A 26048-nucleotide genomic window follows, 5' to 3' on the forward strand; every position below is an offset into this window, starting at 1 on the left:
TATTTTTTTCAAGCGGTTAAAGATCCACCGGCCTCACGTGAGCATCGGGTTCCGGATCGTTCCCGGCCCGTCATGCGCTGAACCCGTCGGGGTTGGCGGTCTGCCACCGCAGGGCGTCACGGCACATGTCGTCCACGTCTTTTTCCGCAACCCACCCCAGTTCCCGACGGGCCTTGGAAGGATCGGCATAGCATTCGGCGATATCGCCGGGCCTGCGGGGGGCGATCCGGTAGGGGATCGGCCGACCGGCGGCCTTTTCGAAGGCCCGGACCATGTCGAGCACGCTGTAGCCGCGGCCGGTACCCAGATTGTAAATGGAAAGGCCTGCCTTGTCGGCGATCTTATCCAGAGCCTTCAGGTGCCCCCGGGCCAGATCCACCACATGGATGTAATCCCTCACCCCTGTCCCGTCGTGGGTGGGGTAGTCGTCGCCGAACACCGACAGTTCCTTGAGCTTGCCCACATGAACCTGGCTGATGTAAGGCATCAGATTATTGGGGATGCCCCGGGGGTCCTCACCGATAAGGCCGCTTTCATGGGCGCCCACGGGATTGAAATAGCGAAGCAGGATGATGTTCCATGACGGTTCCGCCCGGTTGAGATCGGCCAGAATTTCCTCGATCATCAGCTTGGTCCGGCCGTAGGGATTGGTCACCGACAGCGGAAAATCCTCGGTGATGGGCACCCGATGGGGATCACCGTAGACCGTGGCCGACGAACTGAACACCAGGTTCGTCACACCGTACCGCCCCATGACCCGGCAGAGGTTCAAGGTACCGGTGATGTTGTTGTGGTAATAGGCCAGCGGAATCGACACCGACTCGCCCACCGCCTTGAGCCCGGCGAAATGAATCACGGCATAAAACCGGTCTGAGGCGAACACGCGGGAAAGGGCCTCCTCATCGAGAAGGTCCACCTGGTGAAAAACCGGCGATCGGCCGGAAAGGGCCTCCACCCGACGGAGGGATTCCCGGCTGCTGTTTGACAGATTGTCCACCACCGTCACCTCATGGCCCGCCTTAAGCAGTTCAAGGCAGGTATGACTGCCGATGTATCCGGCTCCGCCGGTAACAAGGATTTTCATAAGCAATCTCCCCGATTCAATCCTGGGACGATCTGTCCCCGTGTACGAATTCGGGGAACCGCCGTCAATTTTATGAACAATGGATTTGGATAATTGAAATTAAATCATTTTTCATTTAGAATACGGTATCACACTAATGATGATGGTCCGTCGGCTCGATTGTCTATATCAGGAGACAGCCCCTGTGTACAGTGATTTGGCTCACCCTGACCGGCCGGCGCAACCCTAACTTTTTCCGGGAGTCAAACCATGCAGTGTCCCGTATGCGGTTCAGACAGGAATCCCAAGGATACGAAGTGCCCCACCTGCGGGGTTGAATATGCCAAATGGCTCGGTAAAGTCATCAACCGGCTCAACGCAAAGAAAGACAAGGTCATGAAGGACTCCCAGGCGAAAAAAGACCCCTCACAGACACGGCCGAGCGCCCCCACGCGCTATCGGGAGGTGATCAAACAGGATGAATGACCCGAGCCGGGGCTGCCGCTGCAACGCCGGGAAAACCGTTGATCCCTACCCGGCGTCCAGAGAGTCTGCCCCCCTTCAGCCCCCTGACCATGCACCACCGTTTCTTCTAAAGACACACCCGATCATCAGCGGCTGCCTGAACCCAGGGTGGGGCCTTCCCGCTGAAACCCTTCAGACCCCTTTCGGATTGGCGACGAGACTTCAATGAAGCAGCCCGATTACAGACTGATTGTTCTTCTGATCATATTCACGGTGTCAACGGCCATCGCCGTCAAACTCGGCCACGATCCGTCGAAAGGGTCCAAGGCGGCCCTGATCGTGAATGATACGGCCATTTCAGAGCAGACGTTCAACCGCTTGTTTTCAAAAAAACCCTGCCTGCAGAGCATGGACGACTTCATCCATTCCGTCGTGGTCAAAGAGGTTCTGATCCAGGAAGGCATGAAAACCGGCGTGCATCACGAAGAGGCGTTTCGACGGTCCGTCCGGAACTTTTACGAACAATCGCTGATCAAAATCGTCATGGATCGGAAATACAACGCGCTCTCGCCCGATATCGATCCTTCGATGGTCGAGCGCTATGTGGGCCTTCTCGGGTCCACCGTCGATCTCACCCTTATGACCTACGCAGGCACCGACGATGTCGACGCAGACCGGACACTGTCTTCGGAACCGGTCCAGATCCCTTTCAACCGCCTGTCCATCGAGGTTCGCTGCGCCCTCCTCGAACTCAACCCCGGAGACAGATCGTCCCCCTCGTATTCGGAGGCGGACAATGTCTACTCCGTCTTCCGGCTCGACCGGATTCACCGATCTGGGCCTTCGGTCGTCACCCGAGACGATCGGGACCTGGCCCTGCAGCTGATCACCGAGCATCAGAAGGAACGGATGATCACCGACTGGCTTGACGACCTCACGTCCCGGGCTTCGGTAACCGTGGACGCGGACGTGGGCGCCGCTCTGCCGTCACGCGGCATCAACCGCCGACCCTAACGATTCAGGAGATATCATGACCAAGGGCTATCGTCGCAGGCAATTCTTCTTTCAGGACAGCTTCCAGGGCAGATACATCCTGAGCTGTTTCCTCATTGCCGGGTTGATCACCGTCCTTTTCACCGTCCTTTTCATCTACTTCACATCGGACACAATGTCGATCTCCTACGGCAGTCAGGACCTGACCCTGGGTCGGACGCCCGAGGTCCTGATGGATATGATCCTCAGCATCCACGGCATCCTGATTTTCGTCTGCGGGCTTTTCATTATCCATTTCACGACCCGCATGACCCATCGCATCGCCGGACCGTTCTTCAAAATCAGCCGGGCCCTGGACGGTATGATCGCAGGCGACCTGACCCGGGACATCCATCTGCGAAAAAATGACGAATACAAGGACATCGCGGAAAAAATAAACCGTTTCAACGAGGTGACCCACGGGAAACTCATGGAAATCCAATCGGTTTCCCAGGCCCTCGACGAGCTCGTCCGGGGCCTTGGAACCGATCCGGAGCAAAACGCATCCGGCCCGACAGGGCGCCTGGCCGGCCTCAACGACAAGCTTAAATCCAGCCTTTCTTTTTTCAACCTGCCGGAAGACCCGGGCCAAAACGGAACGCCGGAATGATGGGGCCGTCTCCGTTAACAGATCGCCGGGCCGGAAGGCTTTTTTCATTCCGGCGCGGCTCGATCATGAATCCCGTCCGCCTCGTGGTCCTGACCCTCGCCTGCCTCGGCCTCACCCGTGTTCCCGTGTCCGCCGACGACATCCAAAGCCGATACGCCGTGATTTCCTATGAAAACGCCGCCCTTCTCGAGGCGTTCAACAACCGTCTGTTCATGGGGCGCCTGCGTTATCTGATGCGGGGGAAAGCGTCTCTTACCGTGGAAGACGAGGTCAAAAACAAGATGGATGTGATCACCCTGAGCGTTCAGGACATTCTCGACATGTATCCGACGGATCCGGCTTACTCGGTCTCGCTGTGCCGGGACAGGGAGGATGTCCGTGACAAGCTCGATCGGCGATCTGACGATGGCCGGGGACGCGCGGGCGTCTTCGCCTCAAGGCAGGACAGGGTGTATCTGTCGGTGCCGGACACGACCCTTCGGGTGGTGGCCCACGAGGTGGGCCATGTGGTGGTGGAAAAATACTTCAAGACACGGCCGCCGGAGAAAATCCACGAACTGCTGGCCCAATTCGTGGAAAAACACATTGATGACTGAGCGTCTTAGCGGGCAACCGGCTCACCCAGAATCACGGCCCGGGGGTTGTCCCTGACCAGTTTGCCCGCCGCCTCGGGGCCCAGCATCTTTTCGGCCGCCGTGAGGGCCTCCGACAGGACAGGCCGCCTGAACCCCGCCGAATGGGCGTCGGACGCAATCACATGCACGAGCTTTTTTTTCAGAAGGGTCCGGGCGCAGGACCGGATTCTCGTTCCGAATTCCCCGGTCAGGCTGCCTCCGGTAATCTGAACCAGGGCGCCGGTTCCGTTGACCAGATCGGCCAGGGCCCCGGGGTTCCGGATCACGCCGGGGTTCCGTTCCGGATGGGCGATCAGCACCCTGAATCCGTCTTTTTCGATCTGACGAATGGTTTCGGCGGCGTGAACCGGCAGATGACTGTGGGGAAATTCAAGCAGAATATAGCCCCTGCCGTTGATGCTGTGGGTTTCCATGACGCGAAGGGGAAGAAAAGACGCGACTTCGCCCCCCGGCACCACGGTCAGGGGAATGTTCGCATCGGCCAGGCGCCGGTTCAGGGCCTCGACCTGTTGCCTGATAACCGAAGGCGTCAGCATCGGACTGTCGATGTGGGGTGTGGCCGCCAGAATCCGGATGCCGTCTTCCACGGCGATGGCCGCCATGGCAAGGGCGGTCGCCATATCCGGCGCACCGTCATCCACACCCGGAAGAATATGGCAGTGGGTATCGATCATGGGCCTCACCTTACACCTGATCGGGTTCACACGGGCTACGGGCGACAAACCCGGTTGACGTCATCCTCTGATAACCGGTAATTTTTAATCAGAATCCCCTGTTTATGCAACCCATTTTTCCCTTTAAATTCTTCAAGGATTAACCTATAAAGAAAGCTTGCGTTTGAAAACAACGATACTTTTTCAATTATAGATAAAAAGCACGGAGGGTTATCATGAGCTACGAAAATCTTGTACTGACCGTGGACGCCGGAATCGCCACCCTGACATTCAACCGACCCAAAGCCCTGAACGCCCTGAACGGAGCCCTTCTGAGCGAAATGGCCCTGGCCCTTGACCGGATCGCCGCCGATGAAGACGTCCGGGTGCTGGTGCTGACCGGTTCAGGCGACAAGGCCTTTATCGCCGGTGCGGACATTTCCGAACTGGCCACCTTTAACGCCCTGGAGGCCCGGATTTTCTCAAAAAAAGGCCACGACGTCATCGGCAGGCTTCAGGCCCTGACCATTCCCGTCATCGCGGCGGTCAACGGCTTTGCCCTGGGCGGCGGCAGCGAAATGGCCCTGGCCTGTGATTTCATCTACGCCTCGGAGGCGGCCAAATTCGGCCTGCCGGAAATCACCCTGGGCATCATCCCCGGTTTTGGCGGCACCCAGCGCCTGCCCCGGTTGATCGGATCGAACATGGCCAAGGAAATGATTTTCACCGGCAAGATGATCTCCGCCGTTGAAGCCAAATCCCTGGGCCTGGTCAACACGGTCTGCTCCCCGGATACCCTGATGGACGAGGTCATGAAAACCGCCCGCGCCATCGCCGCCAAGGGACGCGTGGCCCTGCGGGCTGCCAAATGCGCCGTCAACGCCGCCCAGGATGTGGACCTCCAAACCGGTTGCAACATCGAAATCGACGCCTTCGCCCTCTGCCTGGCCAGTGAGGATGCCAAGGAAGGCACTGGGGCCTTCCTGGAAAAACGCAAGGCCGAATTCAAGGGAACGTACACCCGCTGATTCTGTACACATGACCGCCCGGGTAAAGGGGCCGTCGCGGTCCCCCTTTACCCGGCACCGTGGTCTGAGAAATCCCTAATCCTTGCACAGGAGAACGACAATGATCTACAACATGGACTTTGAAACCCTGCCCCGGGAGGCGATCACGGCCATCCAGTTCAAACGGCTCAAAGCCACCCTGGAAACCGTCTATGCCCGGGTGCCCTTCTACAAAAAACTGTTCAAGGATGCCGGCATCACGCCCGACGACATCCGGCAGCTTGAGGATCTCGCCCGCATTCCCTTCACCACCAAACAGGATCTGAGGGACAACTACCCCTACGGCATGTTCGCCGTGCCCATGACCAACGTGGTAAGGATTCATGCCTCGTCGGGCACCACCGGCAGCCCCACGGTGGTGGGTTACACGGCCCGCGATGTGGGTACCTGGGCCGAGCTGATGGCCCGGGCCCTGTCCGCCGGCGGCGCCGGTCGCGGCGATATCATCCACAACGCCTACGGCTACGGCCTGTTCACCGGGGGCCTGGGAGTCCACTACGGCGCCGAGAAGCTGGGGGCCTCGGTCATCCCCGTATCCGGCGGAAACACCAAACGCCAGATCGTCATTATGAAGGATTTCGGTCCGACCATTCTGACCGCCACCCCCTCCTACGCCCTTCATCTGGCCGAAGTGGCCAAGGAGATGGGCATTTCGTTCAAGGACCTCAAATTCAAATACGGGATTTTCGGGGCCGAGCCCTGGTCCGAAAACATGCGGGCCGAACTCGAGGAAACCCTGAACATCACGGCGGTGGATATTTACGGGCTCAGTGAAATCATGGGGCCCGGCGTGGCCATCGAATGCCATGAAGCCAAAAACGGCCTGCATATTTTCGAAGATCATTTCATTCCTGAAATCATCAACCCCGACACCGGCGAGGTCCTCCCCTACGGCGAGACCGGCGAGCTCGTGTTCACCTCCATCACCAAGGAGGCCTTCCCCGTGATCCGCTATCGGACCCGGGACATCACCTCCCTGAACGCCGAGCCCTGTATCTGCGGACGGACCCACATCCGCATGAAACGGGTCAGCGGACGGTCCGACGACATGCTGATCATCCGGGGGGTCAATGTCTTCCCCTCCCAGATCGAAAGCGTGATCATGAAAACCGACAAAATCGAACCCCATTACCAGCTGGTGGTCGACCGGGTCGACAACCTGGATACCCTGACCGTCAAGGTCGAGGTCAGCGAGGCGCTTTTTTCCGATGAAATCCGCCTGCTCCAGACCCTTGAGGCCAAGCTGTCGAGCGACATCAAGGAATACCTGGGCGTGTCTGCCAAGGTCAAGCTTGTGGAGCCCAAATCCATTGCACGAAGTGAGGGAAAAGCCGTTCGCGTGATCGATAACCGAAAAATCTAAGCCGTGGTCAACATGAAGGAGGTCCCAAATGAAAGTGACTCAGATTTCCATCTTTCTCGAAAACACCGGTGGCCGGATTGCGGAAGCCACATCGATTCTCGCCGAAGCGGACATCAACATCCGGGCCATGTCCCTGGCGGACACCACGGATTTCGGCGTGCTCAGACTGATTGTCAGTGATGTGGACAAGGCGGAAAAAGCGCTCAAGGACCAGGGGTTCGCCGTGGGGAAAACCAATGTGGTGGCCGTTCAGGTGGAAGACAAGCCCGGCGGGCTCAATGCCATTCTCCAGATCCTGGCGGCGGCGGACATCAATGTGGAATACATTTACGCCTTTCTCCGGGACATGGACAAGGCGGTGATGATTTTCAGGTTCAACAACACGGACCAGGCGCTGAAGGTATTGAACGACAACAAGGTCAAGGTCTACAAGGGTGAAGACATCTACGCCATGTAAGCCGCTTTCCGCGTTCCTCCGGACTGCCGGAGGAACGCCTCCCCAAAACAGCCATGACTCACAATCCACGACAGCCAAGAAGCGCCCTGCTTGAAAGGGATCTCGAGTACCGCATTCTCAAAGGCCTTTCCCTGGAATGGGACGCCGCCATGGACATGCTGCCCGACCGGGACGCCGTTCCCATGAAAAAGCCGATTTTTTCTCTGAAAAACGGAGAGAAAAACCTGGCGCACTGGAACCCCCTGCGACGGGAAATCGCCTTCAGCCGGACCTTTGTCACGGCCTACCCCTGGGATGCGGTCCAGGAAGTGCTGATCCATGAAATGGCCCACCAGTACGCCCATGAGGTGTTGGGAGCCTACCATGAAACGGCGCACGGGCCCGCCTTTCACGAGGCCTGCAAACACCTCCGGGCCAATCCGGAAGCGTCAGGCACCTATCGCCCCCTGACCGATCGGATCAACGCGCCGGAACAGACCGAAAACGACCGAATTCTCCTGAAAATCCAAAAACTCCTGGCGCTGGGGCAAAGCAAAAACGCCTTCGAAGCCCAGGCGGCCCTGACCAAGGCCCGTGCCCTGATGGACCGGTTCAAGGTCGAGATCGACGCCCACAGCCGGGGCGCGGACGTCGTCTCCATGTTCATCGGACGACCCGTCCTCCGCCATTTCAGGGAGGAATACATCCTGTCCCGCCTCTTGATCGATCACTACAGCGTCTACGGCATCTGGATTCCGTCCTACGTGATGGAAAAAGGGAAAATGGGCACGGTGCTCGAAATCTCCGGAAGAATACGCCATGTGACCACCGCAGCCTACGCCCATGATTTCATCGTCAACCAGATCGACATGGCCTGGGACGCCTTTCGGGCCGGACGACCCCTCACCCGCTCCCTTAAAACCGATTTCGCCTGCGGCCTGATCCAGGGTTTTTCCGCATCCCTTGAAAAGGACCGGGCCGAGGCCCGGGGAAAACAGCCCGCGTCTGCCGCCCTGATCCCCATTGAGCAGCTCGATCCCGGGGTGGCCGGTTATATCGCGTTCAGATACCCGCGCACCAGAAATTTCAGACGCAAAGGCGGTGCGGTCAACGAAAACATCCGGCAGCAGGGGCGTAAAATCGGCGAATCGCTGGTTCTGGCTCCGGGCATAAACGCTGAAAAAAGCCCCAGAGCCCTGCCCGAACCCCGTCAGAGAACCTGAAGCCCGCCCCGGTCATCACGCAGCCAGCGGCCCTTGAGCGTGGGAAATGAGAGGGCGTGATTGAGATGGGCCAGAAAATCATCCCGGTCGATGTTCCGGGCGCCGAAACGCATCAGATGCCCGGTCTTCACCTGGCAGTCGATCATAACGAACTCCCGCTCACGAAGGCTGTGATTGAGCGCGGCAAGGGCCACCTTGGAGGCATTGTCCGCGAGACTGAACATGGACTCCCCGAAAAAGCTTCTCCCCAGGGCCACCCCGTAAAGGCCGCCGACCAGGCGGTCGCCTATCCAGGCCTCCACCGAATGGGCCAGCCCCTCCTCATGAAGACGGCCATAGGCCTCAATCATCCTTTCATTGATCCAGGTCCCTTCCTCCTGGTCCAGACGGACCTGGGCGCAGGCACGGATCACCCGATCGAAGGCCTCGTCGAAGGAGATACGGAAAGGGGCTTTGCGCATCAGCTTGGAAAGACTCCGGGAAATCCGGATCTCAGGGGGAAACAACACCAGGCGGGGATCGGGAGACCACCATAAAATCGGTTCATCCCAATTGTACCAGGGGAAAATGCCCATGCTGTAGGCCAGGATCAGGCGCTGGGGAGAAAGATCGCCTCCCACGGCCAGCAGACCGTCATGACGGGCCAGATAGGCCGGAGGAAATTCGATCCGGGACGTAAGGCGGAAAACAGGCATAGGTCACATGAAAGAGGGGTAGCATCAGAAATAACGGTTTCGAAAAAACGCCCGATATCGATCGTTGTCCGGATGATCGCGAACGAAAAAAAGGGCCGCCGGGGTCTTTGAACACCCGGCGGCCCCTGATCCGCATCAGGAATATGAAAAGGTCAGTTTATCGTTGCGCATGCCGATGGAGACCCGGCCGCCCTTGCTCAGGCATCCGAACAGGATTTCATCGGACAGCCTGTCCTTGATCTCGGTCTGAATCAAACGGGCCAGGGGGCGGGCGCCGTAACGGCTGTCGTACCCGTGTTTGGCCAGCCAGCTCCGTGCCCCGGCGGTCAGGTGAATGGCCACCTTCCGGTCCGTGACCTGCTCTTCAAGCTCCCGGATAAATTTGTCGACCACCTTTTCCATGATCTTTTTGTTCAGGGCGTTAAAGGTGATGACGGCATCGAGACGATTCCGGAATTCGGGGCTGAACATCCGCTCGATGGCGGTCATGCCCTTGTTTTTCACATCGCCTGCCGGGTCTCCGAATCCGATAGTCTTGGAACTCATCTCACGGGCTCCGGCATTGGAGGACATGATGATGATCACATTCCTGAAATCAGCCTTCTTGCCGTTGTTGTCCGTCAGGGTACCGTGGTCAAGCACCTGAAGCAGGATGTTGATCAGATCCGGATGGGCCTTTTCGATTTCATCGAACAGCAGCACGCAGTGGGGGGTTTTACGGATCTGGTCGGTCAACAGCCCGCCCTGGTCGAATCCCACGTAACCCGGAGGTGCGCCGATCAGACGCGCCACGGAATGCTTTTCCATGTACTCGCTCATGTCGAACCGGAGAAATTCCACGCCCAGATTCCGGGACAGTTGTTTGGCAACCTCGGTTTTCCCCACGCCGGTGGGACCGGTGAACAGAAACGATCCGATGGGCTTGTCCGGAAGCGACAGGCCGGCCCGGGCCCGTTTGATGGCGGTTGCCAGAGAATCGATGGCGTCATCCTGGCCGAAGATAACCCCCTGAAGGCGTTTCCCCAGGGTTTTGAGCCGTGAGCGGTCGGAGACGGACACGCTTTTGGTGGGGATTTTGGCCATGGCGGCCACGATCTTTTCGATATCGGACACCCGGATTTTCCGTTTTTCGGTACCCCCTTCGAGGCGGTTGAGCACACCGGCCTCATCGATCACGTCGATGGCCTTGTCCGGCAGGAAACGATCATTGATGTACTTGCCGGAAAGATCGGCCGCGGCTTCAATGGCGTTGTCCGTGTATTCCACATTGTGGTGGGCCTCGTAACAGTGCTTGAGACCGTGCAGTATTTTCACGGTTTCCGCGATGGACGGCTCCACCACATCGATTTTTTCAAACCGGCGGGACAGGGCCCGGTCTTTTTCGAAATGGTTTTTGTATTCCTCGTGGGTGGTCGACCCCATGCAGCGCAGCTCACCCACGGTCAGAACGGGTTTCAAAATGTTGGACGCGTCGATGGAACCGCTGCTGGTGGCGCCCGCGCCGACCACGGTGTGAATCTCGTCGATGTAGAGAATCACGTTGTCCATCTTTTTGAGCTCATTGAGCACGCCCTTGAGGCGCTGTTCAAAATCCCCGCGGAACTTGGTTCCGGCAAGAACGGCCGCCAGGTCCAGTGAAATCAGACGGGCATTCAGAAGGGGTTCGGGAACATCTCCGTCAAAAATCCTCTGGGCCAGGCCCTCGGCGATGGCCGTTTTTCCGACGCCGGGGTCTCCGACGAAAACCGGATTGTTTTTCCGTCTCCGGCACAGCACCTGAACCAACCGCCGGAGTTCATGATCCCTGCCGATCAGCGGATCGATTTTTCCCTGCCCCGCTTTTTTCACCAGATCCACGGTGAACATTTCCAGGGGATCTTCCTTTTTCTTGCGTCCCTTGCCGTCCTCACCCGGCACGGCGTCCGGATCTTCCTTTTCCACCTCGTGGGGCCGTTCGTGGGAAATGTATTTCAAAATGGCCAGACGGGTCACCCCTTCGGATTCGAGGTAATAGGTTGCGTGGGAATCCTTTTCCTGGAAAATCGATGCCAGGATGTCGCCCACATGCACTTCCTGTTTCTCCGCCGAGCGCACATGGTTCACGGCCCGCTGGATCACGCGCTGGAAGCCGACGGTCTGCTGGAGAACATAGTCTCCTTCTTCGGGAAACCGCTCCAGACGATCGGCAAAAAACGTTTCGAGATTTTTCTTGATTGCCTCCGTGTCGCCCCCGCAATGCTCGATAATGTCGATCCCTTCGGAATCATGAAGAATGGCAAAAAGCACATGCTCGACACACACGTACTCATGGCGCCGTTTTTTCGCTTCACGAACGGCAAGTCCCAATGTTGCGCTCAATTCCTTACTGATCATAAATCATTCCTTTTCCATCGTGCTTCTCAATGGATAGCCGTGTTCTTCCGCCAATCGGTGAACCGTATGGATTTTGGTTTCCGCGATTTCATAGGTGTACACTCCGCAAAGACCCGACCCTTTCTTGTGAACGTTCAGCATCACCCGGGTGGCCGCCTCGATGGTCTTGTTGAAGACGTTCATCAGTACATCAACAACAAAATCCATGGGTGTATAGTCATCGTTGATCAACAGGACCTTGTACATCGGCGGTTCCTGCACAATGGTGTCCTGAAAGGTGGTGGCCTGTTCTTCCCGGCCGGGCTCATGCACACCCATGTGACGCATCCTCCGCTAAAACTATATTCGGCATAAGCCGCAATAACATTAAAGGTAAATTCATCGTGTGATTAATAATGTAAGATGGGCATGGGTGAAAATCAAGACCGATTTAAGGGCCGCCCGCCACGTGAAAAAAAAGAAAAGGCCCGGTTCCGGGCCTTTACCAATCGCGCACCATGACGCGTTTAAAACGACGGTCCTATTTCCCGCAGCACCGTTTGTATTTCAACCCGCTGCCGCAGGGACAGGGATCGTTGCGTCCGGTCTTGTCATCGTCCCGCTTGACGGTCTTTTTCCGGGAGGCCCCGTCGTCTGCGCCGTGGGAGTAAGTCAGATTTTTATCTTCTTTTTTTTCGACGGGCTCCGCGGGCGGCGCCGACTTGAACTGGACCCGGAACAGAATATGAATGATCTCATCGTTGATCCGGTCCATCATGCTCTCAAACATGCCGAAGGCTTCTTTTTTGTAGACGATCAGGGGGTTCTGCTGGGCATAGCCCCGAAGACCGATGCCCTCTTTCAGATGGTCCATGCTGAGCAGATGTTCCCGCCAGATCTTATCCACGGTCTGAAGCATCAGAAAATGCTGGAACCTCAGGAAGTTCTCTTTGCCGATCAGCGCCTGCTTTTCATGATATTTGTCGATGGCGGCATCATAGATCAGGGAGGAGAGCGTTTCCTGGTCCAGATCGTCCATCCGGGCCTCCGGCACCGCAAAGTCCAGGTCGAAGACCTTGATCATCTCCTGCCGTAGTCCTTCATGGTTCCAGGCCGAGGGGGCCTGTTTCTTTTCGGAAAACTGAAACGAGAGTCCGTCGGCGATGTCGGTCACCAAATCCTCCACAAATGCTTCGAGGGACTCTCCCTTGAGAATGTCCCGCCGGATCTGATAGATGACTTCACGCTGCTGGTTCATCACGTCGTCGTATTCAAGCAGATGCTTACGGATATCGAAGTTGTGCCCTTCGACCTTGCGCTGAGCGTTTTCGATGGCCCGGCTGATCAGCCGGTGTTCGATGGGTTCCCCTTCCTCCATGCCCAGCTTGTCCATGATGTAGGAAATCCGCTCGCCCCCGAAAATCCGGAGCAGATCGTCTTCCAGGGCAAGATAGTACCGTGAGGACCCCGGATCCCCCTGGCGGCCCGATCGACCGCGAAGCTGGTTGTCGATGCGCCGGCTTTCATGGCGCTCGGTTCCCAGGATGTGAAGTCCGCCCAGTTCCTTGACCCCTTCGCCCAAAACGATGTCCGTTCCGCGACCGGCCATGTTGGTCGAGATGGTGACGGCGTATTTCTGTCCGGCCTGGGCCACGATCTCCGCTTCCTGGCGGTGGTGCTTGGCGTTGAGAACCGTGTGCTTGATTCCTTTCTTTTTCAGAATCTCACTGAACTTCTCCGAAACATCGATGGAAATGGTTCCCACCAGAATGGGCTGGCCGGTCTGATGCACCTCAATGATCTCATTTAAAGCCGCGTCGAATTTTTCCTTGCGGGTCTTGTAGATCAGATCGGCCCTGTCGTCACGGATCATCGGTTTGTTGGTGGGGATCACCACCACATCGAGTCCGTAGATCTTCTTGAACTCCTCGGCCTCGGTCTCGGCGGTACCGGTCATGCCGCACAGCTTTTCGTACATTCTGAAATAATTCTGAAACGTAACCGAGGCAAGGGTCTGGTTCTCACTTTCGATGGGCACGTTTTCCTTGGCTTCCAGGGCCTGATGCAATCCTTCGCCGTACCGGCGTCCGGGCATCAGGCGTCCGGTGAATTCATCGACGATCACGACCTTTCCGTTCTGAACGATGTAATCCGTGTCGCGCCGGAACAGGGTATGGGCCTTCAGGGCCTGATTCAGATGATGCAGCGTTTCGATGTTCCGGTGATCAAACAGGTTGTCCACCTGCAGCAGGGATTCGGCCCGGGCCACGCCTTCGTCGGTCAGGTTGACCGACCGGGCCTTTTCGTCCAGGGTATAGTCCCGTTCTTTTTTCAGGGCGGGAATGATCATGTTGGCCTGGGTATAAAGATGGGCCGATTTTTCCGCGGGTCCGGAAATGATCAGCGGGGTCCGGGCCTCATCGATCAGAATACTGTCCACTTCGTCCACGATGGCGTAATGCAGATAGCCCTGGGCGATCTGATCCATCGAGTATTTCATGTTATCGCGCAGGTAATCGAACCCGAACTCGTTGTTCGTGCCGTAGGTGATATCCGACCGGTAGGCGGTTTTCCGTTCATCGTCGTTCAGGCCATGGACCACCGTTCCGACGGTCATGCCCAGGTAATTGAAGATCTGTCCCATCCAGGCGGCATCACGGGAGGCCAGATAATCGTTGACCGTGACGATGTGAACCCCCTTTCCGGTCAGGGCGTTCAGATAGGCCGGCAGGGTGGCCACCAGGGTCTTGCCCTCACCGGTCTTCATTTCGGAAATATTGCCGTAATGGAGAACGATACCGCCGATCAGCTGACAGTCGAAGTGCCTCATGTTCAGAACACGGCGGGAGGCTTCCCGCACCGTGGCGAAGGCTTCAGGCAAAATGTCGTCAAGACTTGCGCCGTCTGCAAGACGTTGTTTCAAAAGGACGGTCTGCTCTTTGAGCGAGGCGTCCGACCGGGCCGACATATCGGCTTCCAGGGCGTTGATCTGTTCAACCATGGGGTGTATTTTTTTCAGAATCCGTTCATTGCGGCTTCCGAATATTTTTTTGAGAATATTCAAACCGTATCCTTTTTTTGATTTATGTATGACAAGGTCTGCAACTTGGAAACACTCTGTTTTCTATTCTACAATGGGGAACAAATGCAAGGATAAAAAGCCGAATTGCCCCATGGTCCGCAGACACCGGAGCCGATGACCACAAAACAGAAACCATGCCCGAGAGCATGGTTTCGAAAACCGTATTTCACCGATCAAGCGATATGATCAGTCGAGAATGTACTTCACCGGATTGACGGGAATTCCGTTGAGTCTGACTTCATAATGCAGATGGGGGCCGGTGCTTCGTCCGCTGTTGCCCATCAGACCGATGGTGTCTCCGCGTTTGACCGCGTCCCCGACTTTTTTGAGGGTTTTGGCCAGATGGCCGTAGCGGGTGACAATGCCGTGACCGTGATCGATCACCACCATGGTTCCCATATTCCCCTTCGGACCCGCAAAGGTGATCAGACCGTCGGCCGGCGAGACAATGGGCGTGTTTTTCCGGTTGGCGATATCGAGGCCTTTGTGAAAGGTCCGACGACCGGTAAAAGGCGATGTCCGATAACCGAACTGGGACGACACCCACCCGGTGGTCGGCCGGATCGCCGGGGTGGAGGCCAGAATGTTCTTCTGTTCCTCGATGAACTGATACAGATCGGCAAATCCCTCTTCCTGGACTTCGAGGGCCTGATCGAGTTCATCCACCTGCTCGTTCATATCCCTCAAAAGGCTGTTGTGTTTCTCCGTCGTCAGGATGCCGGTATCCAGGTCTTCGGGGATAGACCCGCCGATGCCGAACAGGCTGTTTTGAATATCTTTTTTCTCTATATTGGCGATGATTCTGATTTTTTTCTCGAAATCGTTGAGTTCGATGAGTTTGGATTTGAGGGCGTTGATTTCACCGGCGTATTTCTGGATCTGGGTGCGCTGGGATTCGATTTCGCTCTGGAAGTCCTGAATTTTCTGCTGAAGGGCCTGGGGATTTTTCCCGGTGAATTTCAAAACCATGTAATCCACGGCTGAATAACCCAGAAGTCCCACGGACAGAGCCGCAAAAAATCCAAGAAAAACAAGATTTTTCCGTGACAGGGTCGCCTGTTTGATCGGCGCACCGGAGTTGCTCAGGATGAAAAAGGTAAGTTTTTTACTCATGGCCTTCTTTTGTATTTTTTTGTTTAATAACGGATAGTTAAATCGTCATAAACCTCAGGTCGAGCACAAACGTTTTCAATGAATCGCCAAATGATCAAATATGTTACAGAGATTATATCGACGTTATCAAGCAAAACTTTAATGATATTGCTAACATGATCATCATCGTGCTGTCAAGCCGTCAGGACGCACCCCTTCGTTTTTATGCCGAGAAAAAAAGGGGCGTACCCCCACCCGTCACATCAGAATGATCCTTATGCCGTCACCCGGAAACGAATCCCATCATCCGGGGCAACAGCAGCACCAAATCAGGCAGATAGGTCAAAAGCATCAGAACAAGAATCTGAATGCCGACGAACGGCAGGACGGCTTTGGACACAAAGACAATGTCTTTTTTCGCCAGGGATCCGGTAATAAACAGGCTGACCCCCATGGGCGGCGTGCAGTAGCCGATGGCGAGGTTGACGGTCATGATCAGACCGAAATGCATGGGATCGACGTTAAAGGCGTGAAGCATGGGAATGAACACCGGTCCAAGAATCAGCGTGGCTGAAATGATGTCCATGAACATGCCGACAATCAGCAAAAGACCGTTCATGATCAGAAGAAACATCACCGGCGACTGGATACTTCCGAGGACCACGCCGGTAATCCGTCCGGGCACGTCCTCGATGGTGAGAAACCGCCCGAAACAGGTGGCTCCGGCCACAATGATCAACAGGGTGGCCGAGGTCACGGCCGAACTGACGGTCACCCGTTTCACATCCTTGAATTTCATGGACCGATGAATGAAAATTTCGACGATAAAGGCGTAGACACAGGCGACCACGGCCGCCTCGTTGGCCGTGAACGCCCCGGAAAAAATTCCCCCGAAAATGATGACCGGCAGCATCAGGGCCCAGAATCCATTCCGGACGGCCAAAACAACCTCGCGCCCGCTGACGGGGTTGGACCGGATCGACCGGTCGTTCCTGCAGGCAAAATACGTGTACACACAGGTGAAAAGAATGATCAAAAGCCCCGGAATGAAACCGGTGAGAAACAGGCCTTCGAGCGACACGTTGCTGATCATGCTGTAGAGAATCATCCCGATGCTCGGGGGAATGATCACGCCGAGGTTCGGGGCCGTCGCCATCAGCCCCAGGGTGTATTTCTCGTTGTAACCATGCTCGAGCAGGGCCGGAATCATAAAGCCGCCGATGGCGACCACCGTGGCCACGGTGGACCCTGAAATGGCGCCGAACAATCCGCAGGCGATCACACCGGCCATGCCCAGCCCGCCGGGCAGCCAGCTGACCAGCGCATTGGCCACGCGGATCAGTTTCTCCACAATCGTCCCCGCGGTCATGATATTTCCGCAGAGAATGAAAAACAGCACCACCACCAGGGCGAAGTTATCCAGACTGCGGTAAAGGGTCTGGACCAGAAGCAGGACCTGGATGTCCGTAAACAGGACAAAACCGGCCACGGCCGAAAAGAACAGGCACATGAACACGGGGACGTAGGTGGCCATGGCGCCGATCAGAATCAGCAATATAATTAAGTCATTGATCGTCATGCGTCGTTTTCCCGTTCCGTATCCGATGCCGGGCCGGTGTGCCCGCCCTCCGTTCCGTTGTCTTCACCCGGCTCCCCCAGACAATCTTCAGCCATGACCATCACCGTCCTTACAAACATCATCAGCCCGGTCAGGGGAAGAATCACATAAAGATAGACCAGGGGAATCTGCATGATAATCGATTTCTGATGGGTGACAAGCTGTAGATGGGCCATTTTGAACCCGTACCAGATCATCATGGATGAAAAAATCAGGGTCACGCCATTGGAGAACCAGCCCAGGGGGGACAGAAGAACGGGAAAAATCTGAACCACGGCATCGATCTTGATCATCGACCGGTTCTTGACGGCGGCGCTGCATCCGATGAAGGTCGTGTAGATGATCACGTCCCGAACCAGTTCTTCGGACCAGGCCAGCGAGTGGTGAAAGCCGTAACGCATCACCACGTTGGCGAACATCGCCGCCAGGGCCACCATGATGGACACAAACAGCGTCCAGTCCTCAAAAAAGGTCATCACCCTGTCGACGGCCCTGATGATTTTCCGGATCAACACCTTCACGTCTCCTTCATCCGCTCAGGCCCGTTTTGGGACCGGTCGCGGCCTGTTCTCTAAAAATGCAATGGAGGGCAAATCAGGCCGCCCTCCATTGATGAACGCACACCCCCCCTAAAAACCGGGGGAGTGATGTCATTTGCCGGTACCATACCCCATGTAGTCCTGGACTTCCTTCAGGTAGTTCGTCGGCCTGTAGGTGTCGCCTTCATAAACGGCATTGATTTCCTCGGCATATTTTTCATGGACGGCATGACCCGATTGACGCAGGATTTCCATCTGCTCCTCGGGCAGGCTGTAAAACGTAATGCCCTGGGCCTTTGCCGCGGCAATCTGGTCGATTTCCTGCTGTTTGACCTGGTCACGGATATCGGCACACACCTCATGGACCACCTGGACAAAGGTCGCCCGAAGGTCTTCGGGCAGGGAGTTCAACCAGTTTTTATTAAACACCCAGATAAACAGGCCCTGGGCGTAATTGATCTGGGTGAAATACTTGGCCACTTCAAATTTCTTGGTGATGTTGCACACCGACGGCGAATGATCGAGGCCGGTGATCACTCCCTGCTTGAGGGAGACGGGCACATCGGGCCAGGGCATGACCACGGCGTTCAGATCCCAGCTTTTGTAGAGAAGGCTGTTGACCGCCGCCTCGGCAATGCGGAATTTGATTTTTTTGGCGTCATCGAGGGTTTGAACCGGAGCGGTGGTGGCCCAGCCGTAATTCCCGTAGCCGGTGATATCAAGTCCCACAATACCCTGATGGTCCATGGCCATCATGAAATGGTCATAGAGTTTACCGCCGGCGATAAACTGATCGAGTTTTTCAAAGGAATTGATCAAAAACGGCAGATTGACCAGACCGAAACGCGGACCAAGGTTGGTGGAAGCCACGGAACTCACGCCCATGCCCTGGATGGCTCCCATCTGGAGCTGGTTGAGAACCTCGACTTCGCCCCCGAGCATGGAAAGGGGTTTGAAATCCACATAAATCTGACCGTTGGTCCGCTTCCACAGTTCGTCGCGAAGGGCGAAGCCGGTGTAGACCCCTTTGAGGACAGGGTGCGACACGTTCGATACGATGCACTTGTATGTGGCCCCCGAAGGATCGAAGGACGGCTTCCATTTGTCGAGGGGGGACTCTTTGGCCGGAGCCTTCGCGGCGGTCTCTTTCGGCGTTTCCGCCTTCGGTTGAGTCGTGTCGGCCGAATCGCTGCACGCCCAGAGCGTGAGGGCTAAAAAGCCTGCCGCCAGAAGAACCGTCAGGGCCTTGACATGTCGCTGAATCATGATGCTCTCCTTATATTAGTTGTTGTTATCCTTGTTCGTATCAACCGCGTGTTCGCTGTCGGACCGGCGATCCCGCAGGCCGGTCACGTCCGTCTCGGCAATCCGTGTGATCAGCGTCAGGACGGCACGCATCAAATCGTCCTTGTCGATCACCGTCATCCCCAGAAGACTTTGAATGAGAAAACCTTCGAACATGGCGGCCACCAGGGCCCCCATCTTGTTCAAGGGATAGTCGGACACATTGAAGGGCGCCAGGATCTCCGCGAACAGATCCCCGGACAGCCGGTACATGCTTTTGTGGAGTTCCTGACGCAGGGCCTCGTTTTTCGATGCGTGAATGGTGAACTCAAGAAAAATTCTGGCCCATTTGCCGTCGTCGATGATGGTTTCAAGAAAGATCATGATCACATCAAGAGCCTCTTCGACGTTTTTCGCCCGGGCCAGGGCTTCCTGCCGCGGCTTCCGGTAAGCGCGGAAGCGTTCTTCCATGATGGTCAGAAACAGGTCGTCCTTGCTTTTCCAGTATCGGTAAAAATTCCCTTTGGCATATCCGGCGTTCCGGGTGATATCGGAAATGGTCGTCTGTACGAATCCTTTGGATCCGAACAGAGAAATGGCGGAATCTCTGAGTTCCTCAAGGGTTTCCTGTGATTTTTCCTGTTGTCGTCGCGCCATGACTGCTTTCGATGGGTTCACGGTGTTTTGTCCATGATTCATTTTTTGACCATGGGTCATTTTTGTGAGTAGATATATGCGATACCGTCGGAAGTCAATAAAAAAAATATCCGGTTCGAAAACCGGATATTCGTTATTGTTTTGCGCAGTTAAGGGCATGGCCCCAAACGTTACCTAAGACCTGTCGATTCGTCGAACCCCATCATGATATTCATGTTCTGAACCGCCTGGCCCGAGGCCCCTTTGACCAGGTTGTCAATGGCCGAAATCAGGACCAGACGACCCGTGGCGCGATTCAGGTGAAAACCGATGTCACAGAAGTTGGTGTGGTTGACGTATTTCACATCCGGGGGGTTTTTGGGATCGGAAAACAGGCGCACAAAAGGACGACCCGCATAAAACGACTCATAGCAGTTCCTTATATCCTCGGCCGTCCGGTTCCCGTCGATCGTGGTGTAAACGGTGCTCAGCATGCCCCGGTTCATGGGCACCAGATGGGGAATGAACGTCAGATTGACGGGTCTGCCTGCCTCTTTGGTCAGCACTTCCTCCATTTCCGGGCGATGGCGATGCCCATCGATCTTATAGGCCCGAAAGGACTCGTTGGCCTCACAGAAATGGGTGCCCAGCGAGGGCGATCGGCCTGCGCCGCTCACACCGGACTTGGAATCGGCGATGATCTGGGAGGTATCGATCATCCCGCTGCGGATCAGGGGAATCAGGGCCAGCAGCACCGTGGTCGGGTAACAGCCGGGATTGCCGACCAGGGCGGTCTGCCTGACGGCCTGATCATAAACCTCACAAAGCCCGTAGACGGACACGTCGAAAAGCTCCCGGGCCGTGTGGGTCTGATACACGGCTTCGTAGGCGGCCACCTGGTCGAAACGAAAATCGGCAGACAGATCGATGACCTTTTTCCCCTCCCTGAGCAGCGCGGGCACGATATCCATGGGCAGCTTGTGGGGCAGGGCCGTAAAAACCACATCGGTCATGTCGCAGACTTTTTCGGCGATATAATCCTCACACACCAGGCTCGTCCGCCCTTTCATGGCCGGATAGACCTCCGAAAACGGCACGCCCGCATACTGGCGGGACGTAATCATGGTGATCTCGACCTCCGGATGCGCGCTCAGAATCCTGACCAGTTCCGCACCGGCGTATCCGGTGGCTCCGACAATCCCGACTCGTACCATAATTCAACTCCTAACCGAAAAATAACAGGGTTCGCACATCACGCTCATTGACGTCCGTCATGATGTGAAAAAAACTTCCGGTACATGTATCAGACCGCCCCGGTCTTGACAACAGAATTCAGGCTTTCGGATTGTGGCGCTTCGCATCATGGACCGGCGATCCATTCCCTTTCAGGGAAAAATCAACACCCTGGAATCGACTCGATAATATATTGATATTATATACTATATTTCAAATATTGTCCGAAATTAGTCCTGATAATTTATTTTGTGCATTGCAATATTTCCCCTTGACAAATATCCGGGACCCCACTATATTAGCTGGTAATGTTTTTGATGCTTCAGGCCCACGACGGCGGCTCAAACAATGACGACCCCTTGCTCATGGACATATTCGGTTATTCTCAGGTTCAATGACGTTACGTCATCGGACGACATTATAAGGAAAAACGAATTCAGCCCTCTGACGATCGTTGACAGGATCTGAAGCGGACCGTTTTTTATACATTCGAATCTTACGCTGCCAACCCATTAACCGTAATCTGCAAAGGAGGATCTTATGCAGGACATGATGAAAAACATGATGAACGACATGTGGAAAAACATGGACGCCTTCAAAGGCTTCGACATCACCAAAAAAATGGATTTCATGAAGGATTTCAACGCCGCCAAAATCGGTATGCAGGTGCTGGATTTCCAGAAAAGCACGTTCAACAACACCTACAACACCCTGCTGAAAATCCAGGAACAATCGGAAAAAATCGCCGACTCCCTGCTCAAGGACAACGCCGCCATTCCCGCTGAAAGCCGCAAGATCCTTGACGAATGGAAACTCGTTTTCAAAAAGGGCCAGACCGAACTGAAAAAATCCATCGATGAAAGCTTCTCCAAGGCCGAATCGTTTTTCTCAGAATCGACCCAGCCCGCAAAACCGGCAAAATAAATCGCCGTTCATACCGAGGCGTTCCCGACAGACCCGTCATAGCATATAGCCTAAAAGGTTATATGCTATGATTATTTATGCCAACAACCGATGGGGGTTCTCAATGGACAATGCATACATGAGCTTCTGGCAGAATGCGATCACGGAGATGTTCGACACCGGTGCTCAACTGAAACGAATAGACAAAATCATCGAGCAGAGCCTTTCCAGCATGGAAGACTTCTCAGCCATGATTCAACGGCTGGGGCCATGGAATTCACTGTTCAATCCCCTTGATCCGTCGCTGTTCGATTTCAGAGTGACCCGTGACGACTACCTGAAAACCTTAGGCCTGATTTCCATCGAAGAATACCGGTCCCTGGTCAAACAGTACGAGGACCTTAAAAAAGAAAGCCGGTCATCGGAAACGGACAAAAGCGATCACACCAAAAAAATCGCCGATCTGAACAAGGCCGTCGCCAATGAAAAGAAAAAACTGGCAACCCGGGACAAGGCTCTGGAAGACAGCAAGGCCAAGCTGGAAGACATGAAAAAACTGGCCGATTCTCTGAAGAACGATCTGGCCGGTGAAAAAAAACAGGCCCAGTCCCTTCAGGGAGAGCTCGACAAACTGAAGAAACAGCTTGAAACGCTGACCAAAGAAATCAGTGATAAAGATGCGTTGATCAAAAAAACGGAAAAAGCGAAAGCCTGACGGCATCGTAAAACGCATTTAGCGGTGCGCCCGTTTGACGCAAAAACGGCCACCGCTGCCTCCCCTCCCGCAAGATTTTTCACTCACGGACCCTTTGATCATCATTCCGATGCCGGCTCGCCCTGCCCCAGGCACTATCTCCTGTTTTAAAAAAAGGAAGTCTCGACATCCACCGACATTTCAGATAAGACTGATGCGGTTGAACCCTAAGGGGTTCCGGACCCATGATCAAAACACAGGCACGGACATATGACTCTTGACGATAAAAACGTCATCGTGGCCAACACACGCATGATGGCGTCCGATATTTTCAGAACCATGGGAAAAACCGGCGACGCGGTTCTGCTTTTGGTGAAGAACCTTTACCGGTACGGCGAAAGGCTGACCCGATCCATCGAAGATGAAAAAGGCATCACCGATAAAATCGCGTGCAAAAAGGGGTGCAGTCACTGCTGTTACGCCCAGGTTTCCCTGACCCCGCCGGAGGCCTTTCTCATTATCCAGTTCATCCGGGAACATTATTCACTCAGGAAAAAAGACCAGTTGGCCAAGCGCGTATCCCGAAATATCCGCATGACCAAAGACAAATCCCTGGATGAACGGATCGAGGTCTGGCATCAGACTCCCTGCATTTTTCTGGAAGAGGGCATCTGCGCCATCCATGATGTTCGGCCCTTTATCTGTCGGGCCTGGCATTCACTGAGCGCCGAGCAGTGCCTTTCGGCACTCCGGTCCGGCGACAAGGACGCGGAAATCGACAGCACCCCTTACCGCAACATCATTTACGGGGCCATCCGCCAGGGTCTTTCCGAATCGATGGCCGAGATCGGCTGCGAATCCGAACCGATGATCATCACCCACGCCGTCAAAGTCATTCTGAATCATCCGGCCCCCGAGGAAACCTGGCTTTCGGGAGAAACGCTATTCGGCGACTGACCGAAAAAGCGGTGTCCGCTCACCGTTTCTGATCTGAAAGGCCACTTTCGTCCAGTTGATATCCTGAAGGTTCTTCACGTAACGCAGAAAAAATCCGTTTTGCATCGCCTCTTTGCGCTGCTGCCGAAGATGGATCCCATGATAGGGCAACAATGAGGCCAGAGCCTTGTCCTTGAGTTTTTCATCGGGCGTCATCACATCGTTTCTCCGGGTGTAGAAGGGATCTTCACCGGGCGCGCAGGCCGTGTTGAACACATTGAAAAAACGGCAGGCAAGGGGGCGCATGGGATGGACGGCGCAGGACTCGTCGACCAGAAACGGACAGCCTCTGCCGGGGACATAGGATTCAAGCTGCCCAAGAACCGCATCTTTCCGATCCGGCCCGATCACGTCCGAAAGATACCAGAAAAGCCCCACCAGTTCGAGGGGATAAACCGGTATGGTCACATGGGTTTTGCAACAGGTGGAACACCCTTTGGCGCAGGCCAGACGACGTTTATGTTTCACGGTGTCGCGCCGGATCTGCTCATGAATCCCCGCATCGGCGATATAATACGCGTCCAGAAGCATGGGCAGCCAGGAAAAGGCCTGTTCCGCTTCGGGACAGCTCAACCGTTCGGGGGGCGGATACGCTGATTTTGCACTGTTTTTTCTGGCCATATCTCTCCAAGCATTCCAGGACAGGATGAAAAACCGATCTATATGCCAAACCCTGCGGGGGTGTCAATGCTTTTAGCCTGCTCAAGCAGGGCAATCGCATGTTCCACGGTCATGCGCCGGATGTCGATGAGCGGCACCGTGTGACAGGCCAAGGCCTGTCCGGCTTTTCTCCGGGTCTTTGTGCCTCTGTGAAAGCATTAAACCTTCGTCTCCGAAGGGGACGGTCTTTGTGATTTCTCACGGAGCCACAAAGTCACAAAGAGGGTGTCTTATGCTCTATCGGTGTATTTCCTGCCGGGACGGATGACCTGTTTAAGTCGACAGGATTGATCTGCGTCAATCCACTGAGATTCTCACGAAGGCCGTTTTTAGTTTTTCTTCAAGGATATGAAACATGCGATGATCAGGGCAATCGCATGGACTGTTCGTTCACGTGCATGTTCACGTTCACGAGCACGAGCACGGCAGGCCAAGACCTTCTCGACCGTTTCATCCCACGCCGGTTGAACCCTCTGACGGTTGCGTTCACCTGTTGCCGGCAACCATCGTGACCGTAAACGTGAACGGCATGATCCGTTCCGCAGGAAGAGACCCATGTGTTTTAAGACCATACATCCGATTGCCCTACCTGCTCAAGCAGGTCAATCGCATGCCTGTTTCCCTTTTATCGATACCGACAGCGAATGCTAAAACATGCCGACGGGGGATGCCGTTACCCCGACGGCGCCTTGCCGACAGGGGATCGACGGGGTTTGACCGAAGGTGCCGACCGAAAAATAAGGCCCTGATTTTTTATTAAATATTTATTGACAGCCCCACAGTGTTCTATGTATTATATATGAAAAAAGACCGGAACAAACAGCCTTTTCAGTCCATTGAATGGGGGCTTTTTTTCCCAGACTGCTCACGAATCTTCGCCGTTTCCGTTGTCGCTTCTGCTCCGCCTCTCCCACCCGGTGGATGAAACATAGACAGGTATTATTGGCAAGCCGGACAGGCTACCGCTGTTTTTCATCATTTCATGGAGGAACGTCATGTATCACGACAAACGACGATCATGTCCTCGCGACCCCTATCAGGCCCCCATCCTGATCTCTGACAGACTTGACGGGCGCTACGCAAACGCGCTTATGAAAAACCACAGCCAAAACGGCATGTATCTGGTCTGCCGGCAGCCTATGGGCTTTGATACGGGAATCTATGTGAACATGATCGAAACCGTCAACCCGGATATCTATCGGGGGTTCTACGGCCGCGTCAAATGGTGCCGGGAACTGAAACGGTACGATGATGATGAAGACCACTTCGGTATCGGGATCAACTTTATCATTCGAAGCCATAATTATTTCGGTGGAATCGGCACCATGATCGACTGCTGCTGCGACGTCTGCGGCGAGAGATTTCCCCTGGACAAATTGATCCGGACCGATGATTTCATGTTTCAATGCAGGGATTGTTACGAGGCCCTCAAGCACTATCCCGAGGGGAATCTGAAATCGAGCGTGACCAACTACCTGATGGGGAACATCCTTTGACGGCTTCGTAAAAAATCCGATCTCTGCGTTACGCGTCATCCCTCGTCACTGCGGCGTACCCTAAGTACGCCTCATTCCACGGGCTTCGCAAGCCTTGATCTCGAACAGTCTACGCAGCCGTTCAAACATTGACTTCTAAGCAAGTGCCAGGGATAGACTCAACATTGTCATACTGAATTTACAATATAATTATCTGGTTATGCACTTGGTTCCAGTGACTT

At 55.1% G+C, this 26048-nt stretch carries 25 protein-coding genes; 12 read left to right on the forward strand and 13 right to left on the reverse strand.

The genetic code is table 11. The features are described 5' to 3' along the window. Positions 1–70: 70 nt before the first annotated feature. Positions 71–1084 (reverse strand): UDP-glucose 4-epimerase GalE, encoded by a 1014-nt coding sequence (gene galE, locus ACYQ11_RS20470; protein WP_459925688.1) that lies wholly within the window; start codon positions 1082–1084, stop codon positions 71–73. Positions 1085–1333: 249 nt separating this feature from the next. Between galE and ACYQ11_RS20475 the strand changes: the two genes are divergently transcribed. From ACYQ11_RS20475 to ACYQ11_RS20490, 4 genes are all read left to right on the forward strand, one after another. Beyond that, complete coding sequence (locus ACYQ11_RS20475) at positions 1334–1549, forward strand: hypothetical protein (RefSeq protein WP_459925689.1); 216 nt, start codon at positions 1334–1336, stop codon at positions 1547–1549. Between the two features lie 204 nt (positions 1550–1753). Next, entirely contained in the window at positions 1754–2542 is a 789-nt protein-coding gene (locus ACYQ11_RS20480) for a hypothetical protein (RefSeq protein WP_459925690.1), read from the forward strand. A gap of 16 nt (positions 2543–2558) precedes the next feature. Beyond that, on the forward strand, positions 2559–3170 hold the full coding sequence (locus ACYQ11_RS20485) for a methyl-accepting chemotaxis protein (protein WP_459925691.1): 612 nt from the start codon (positions 2559–2561) through the stop codon (positions 3168–3170). Between the two features lie 65 nt (positions 3171–3235). Next, the gene (locus tag ACYQ11_RS20490) at positions 3236–3766 is read left to right on the forward strand and encodes a hypothetical protein (RefSeq protein ID WP_459925692.1); all 531 of its coding nucleotides are present in this window, start codon (positions 3236–3238) and stop codon (positions 3764–3766) included. Between the two features lie 5 nt (positions 3767–3771). On the opposite strand, the gene ACYQ11_RS20495 is transcribed toward ACYQ11_RS20490, so the two are convergent. Next, complete coding sequence (locus ACYQ11_RS20495) at positions 3772–4479, reverse strand: tyrosine-protein phosphatase (RefSeq protein ID WP_459925693.1); 708 nt, start codon at positions 4477–4479, stop codon at positions 3772–3774. Between the two features lie 215 nt (positions 4480–4694). Between ACYQ11_RS20495 and ACYQ11_RS20500 the strand changes: the two genes are divergently transcribed. The 4 genes from ACYQ11_RS20500 (at position 4695) to ACYQ11_RS20515 (ending at position 8547) form a co-directional block, all read left to right on the forward strand. Beyond that, a complete protein-coding gene (locus tag ACYQ11_RS20500) occupies positions 4695–5486 on the forward strand; it encodes an enoyl-CoA hydratase/isomerase family protein (RefSeq protein WP_459925694.1) in 792 nt (263 codons plus the stop codon). A gap of 100 nt (positions 5487–5586) precedes the next feature. After that, positions 5587–6888, forward strand: a complete 1302-nt coding sequence (locus tag ACYQ11_RS20505) for a phenylacetate--CoA ligase family protein (RefSeq protein WP_459925695.1) — start codon at positions 5587–5589, stop codon at positions 6886–6888. A gap of 28 nt (positions 6889–6916) precedes the next feature. Then, complete coding sequence (locus tag ACYQ11_RS20510; RefSeq protein ID WP_459925696.1) at positions 6917–7345, forward strand: ACT domain-containing protein; 429 nt, start codon at positions 6917–6919, stop codon at positions 7343–7345. A 53-nt stretch (positions 7346–7398) separates the two neighbouring features. Next, positions 7399–8547, forward strand: a complete 1149-nt coding sequence (locus ACYQ11_RS20515) for a SprT-like domain-containing protein (protein ID WP_459925697.1) — start codon at positions 7399–7401, stop codon at positions 8545–8547. Here the strand turns inward: ACYQ11_RS20515 and aat are convergent. The 10 genes from aat to argC all read right to left on the reverse strand — a co-directional run bounded on the left by aat (position 8535) and on the right by argC (position 21059). Further along, positions 8535–9242, reverse strand: coding sequence for a leucyl/phenylalanyl-tRNA--protein transferase (gene aat / locus ACYQ11_RS20520; RefSeq protein WP_459925698.1), 708 nt, complete (start codon positions 9240–9242; stop codon positions 8535–8537). The two genes, ACYQ11_RS20515 and aat, sit on opposite strands and share 13 nt — an antisense overlap. 135 nt (positions 9243–9377) lie before the next feature. Further along, entirely contained in the window at positions 9378–11615 is a 2238-nt protein-coding gene (clpA, locus tag ACYQ11_RS20525) for an ATP-dependent Clp protease ATP-binding subunit ClpA (protein WP_459925699.1), read from the reverse strand. Between the two features lie 3 nt (positions 11616–11618). After that, complete coding sequence (gene clpS, locus ACYQ11_RS20530; protein ID WP_459925700.1) at positions 11619–11933, reverse strand: ATP-dependent Clp protease adapter ClpS; 315 nt, start codon at positions 11931–11933, stop codon at positions 11619–11621. Between the two features lie 202 nt (positions 11934–12135). Continuing rightward, positions 12136–14658 (reverse strand): preprotein translocase subunit SecA, encoded by a 2523-nt coding sequence (gene secA / locus ACYQ11_RS20535; protein WP_459925701.1) that lies wholly within the window; start codon positions 14656–14658, stop codon positions 12136–12138. A 204-nt stretch (positions 14659–14862) separates the two neighbouring features. Continuing rightward, on the reverse strand, positions 14863–15789 hold the full coding sequence (locus ACYQ11_RS20540; RefSeq protein ID WP_459925702.1) for a peptidoglycan DD-metalloendopeptidase family protein: 927 nt from the start codon (positions 15787–15789) through the stop codon (positions 14863–14865). Between the two features lie 262 nt (positions 15790–16051). Continuing rightward, positions 16052–17347: a TRAP transporter large permease gene (locus ACYQ11_RS20545; RefSeq protein WP_459925703.1), complete on the reverse strand. Its 1296-nt coding sequence runs from the start codon at positions 17345–17347 to the stop codon at positions 16052–16054. Beyond that, entirely contained in the window at positions 17344–17907 is a 564-nt protein-coding gene (locus ACYQ11_RS20550; RefSeq protein WP_459925704.1) for a TRAP transporter small permease, read from the reverse strand. Before ACYQ11_RS20550 ends, ACYQ11_RS20545 begins: the two co-directional genes overlap by 4 nt. A gap of 129 nt (positions 17908–18036) precedes the next feature. Beyond that, positions 18037–19191 carry a TRAP transporter substrate-binding protein gene (locus tag ACYQ11_RS20555; RefSeq protein ID WP_459925705.1) on the reverse strand — a complete coding sequence of 385 codons (1155 nt, stop codon included), beginning with the start codon at positions 19189–19191 and terminating at the stop codon, positions 18037–18039. A 15-nt stretch (positions 19192–19206) separates the two neighbouring features. Further along, complete coding sequence (locus tag ACYQ11_RS20560) at positions 19207–19866, reverse strand: TetR/AcrR family transcriptional regulator (RefSeq protein ID WP_459925706.1); 660 nt, start codon at positions 19864–19866, stop codon at positions 19207–19209. Positions 19867–20036: 170 nt separating this feature from the next. Further along, complete coding sequence (gene argC, locus ACYQ11_RS20565) at positions 20037–21059, reverse strand: N-acetyl-gamma-glutamyl-phosphate reductase (RefSeq protein WP_459925707.1); 1023 nt, start codon at positions 21057–21059, stop codon at positions 20037–20039. 559 nt (positions 21060–21618) lie between these two features. On the opposite strand from argC, the gene ACYQ11_RS20570 reads away from it, so the two are divergent. From ACYQ11_RS20570 to ACYQ11_RS20580, 3 genes are all read left to right on the forward strand, one after another. After that, on the forward strand, positions 21619–22002 hold the full coding sequence (locus tag ACYQ11_RS20570; protein WP_459925708.1) for a hypothetical protein: 384 nt from the start codon (positions 21619–21621) through the stop codon (positions 22000–22002). Between the two features lie 103 nt (positions 22003–22105). Next, positions 22106–22696, forward strand: a complete 591-nt coding sequence (locus ACYQ11_RS20575) for a hypothetical protein (protein WP_459925709.1) — start codon at positions 22106–22108, stop codon at positions 22694–22696. A 249-nt stretch (positions 22697–22945) separates the two neighbouring features. Further along, positions 22946–23632 carry a YkgJ family cysteine cluster protein gene (locus ACYQ11_RS20580; RefSeq protein WP_459925710.1) on the forward strand — a complete coding sequence of 229 codons (687 nt, stop codon included), beginning with the start codon at positions 22946–22948 and terminating at the stop codon, positions 23630–23632. Here ACYQ11_RS20580 and ACYQ11_RS20585 read toward each other — a convergent pair. Continuing rightward, the gene (locus ACYQ11_RS20585; RefSeq protein WP_459925711.1) at positions 23618–24292 is read right to left on the reverse strand and encodes a YkgJ family cysteine cluster protein; all 675 of its coding nucleotides are present in this window, start codon (positions 24290–24292) and stop codon (positions 23618–23620) included. The two genes, ACYQ11_RS20580 and ACYQ11_RS20585, sit on opposite strands and share 15 nt — an antisense overlap. Before the next feature lie 1034 nt (positions 24293–25326). On the opposite strand from ACYQ11_RS20585, the gene ACYQ11_RS20590 reads away from it, so the two are divergent. Continuing rightward, the gene (locus ACYQ11_RS20590; protein WP_459925712.1) at positions 25327–25827 is read left to right on the forward strand and encodes a PilZ domain-containing protein; all 501 of its coding nucleotides are present in this window, start codon (positions 25327–25329) and stop codon (positions 25825–25827) included. Positions 25828–26048: the final 221 nt, after the last annotated feature.

The organism is Desulfatiferula olefinivorans (assembly GCF_054657895.1).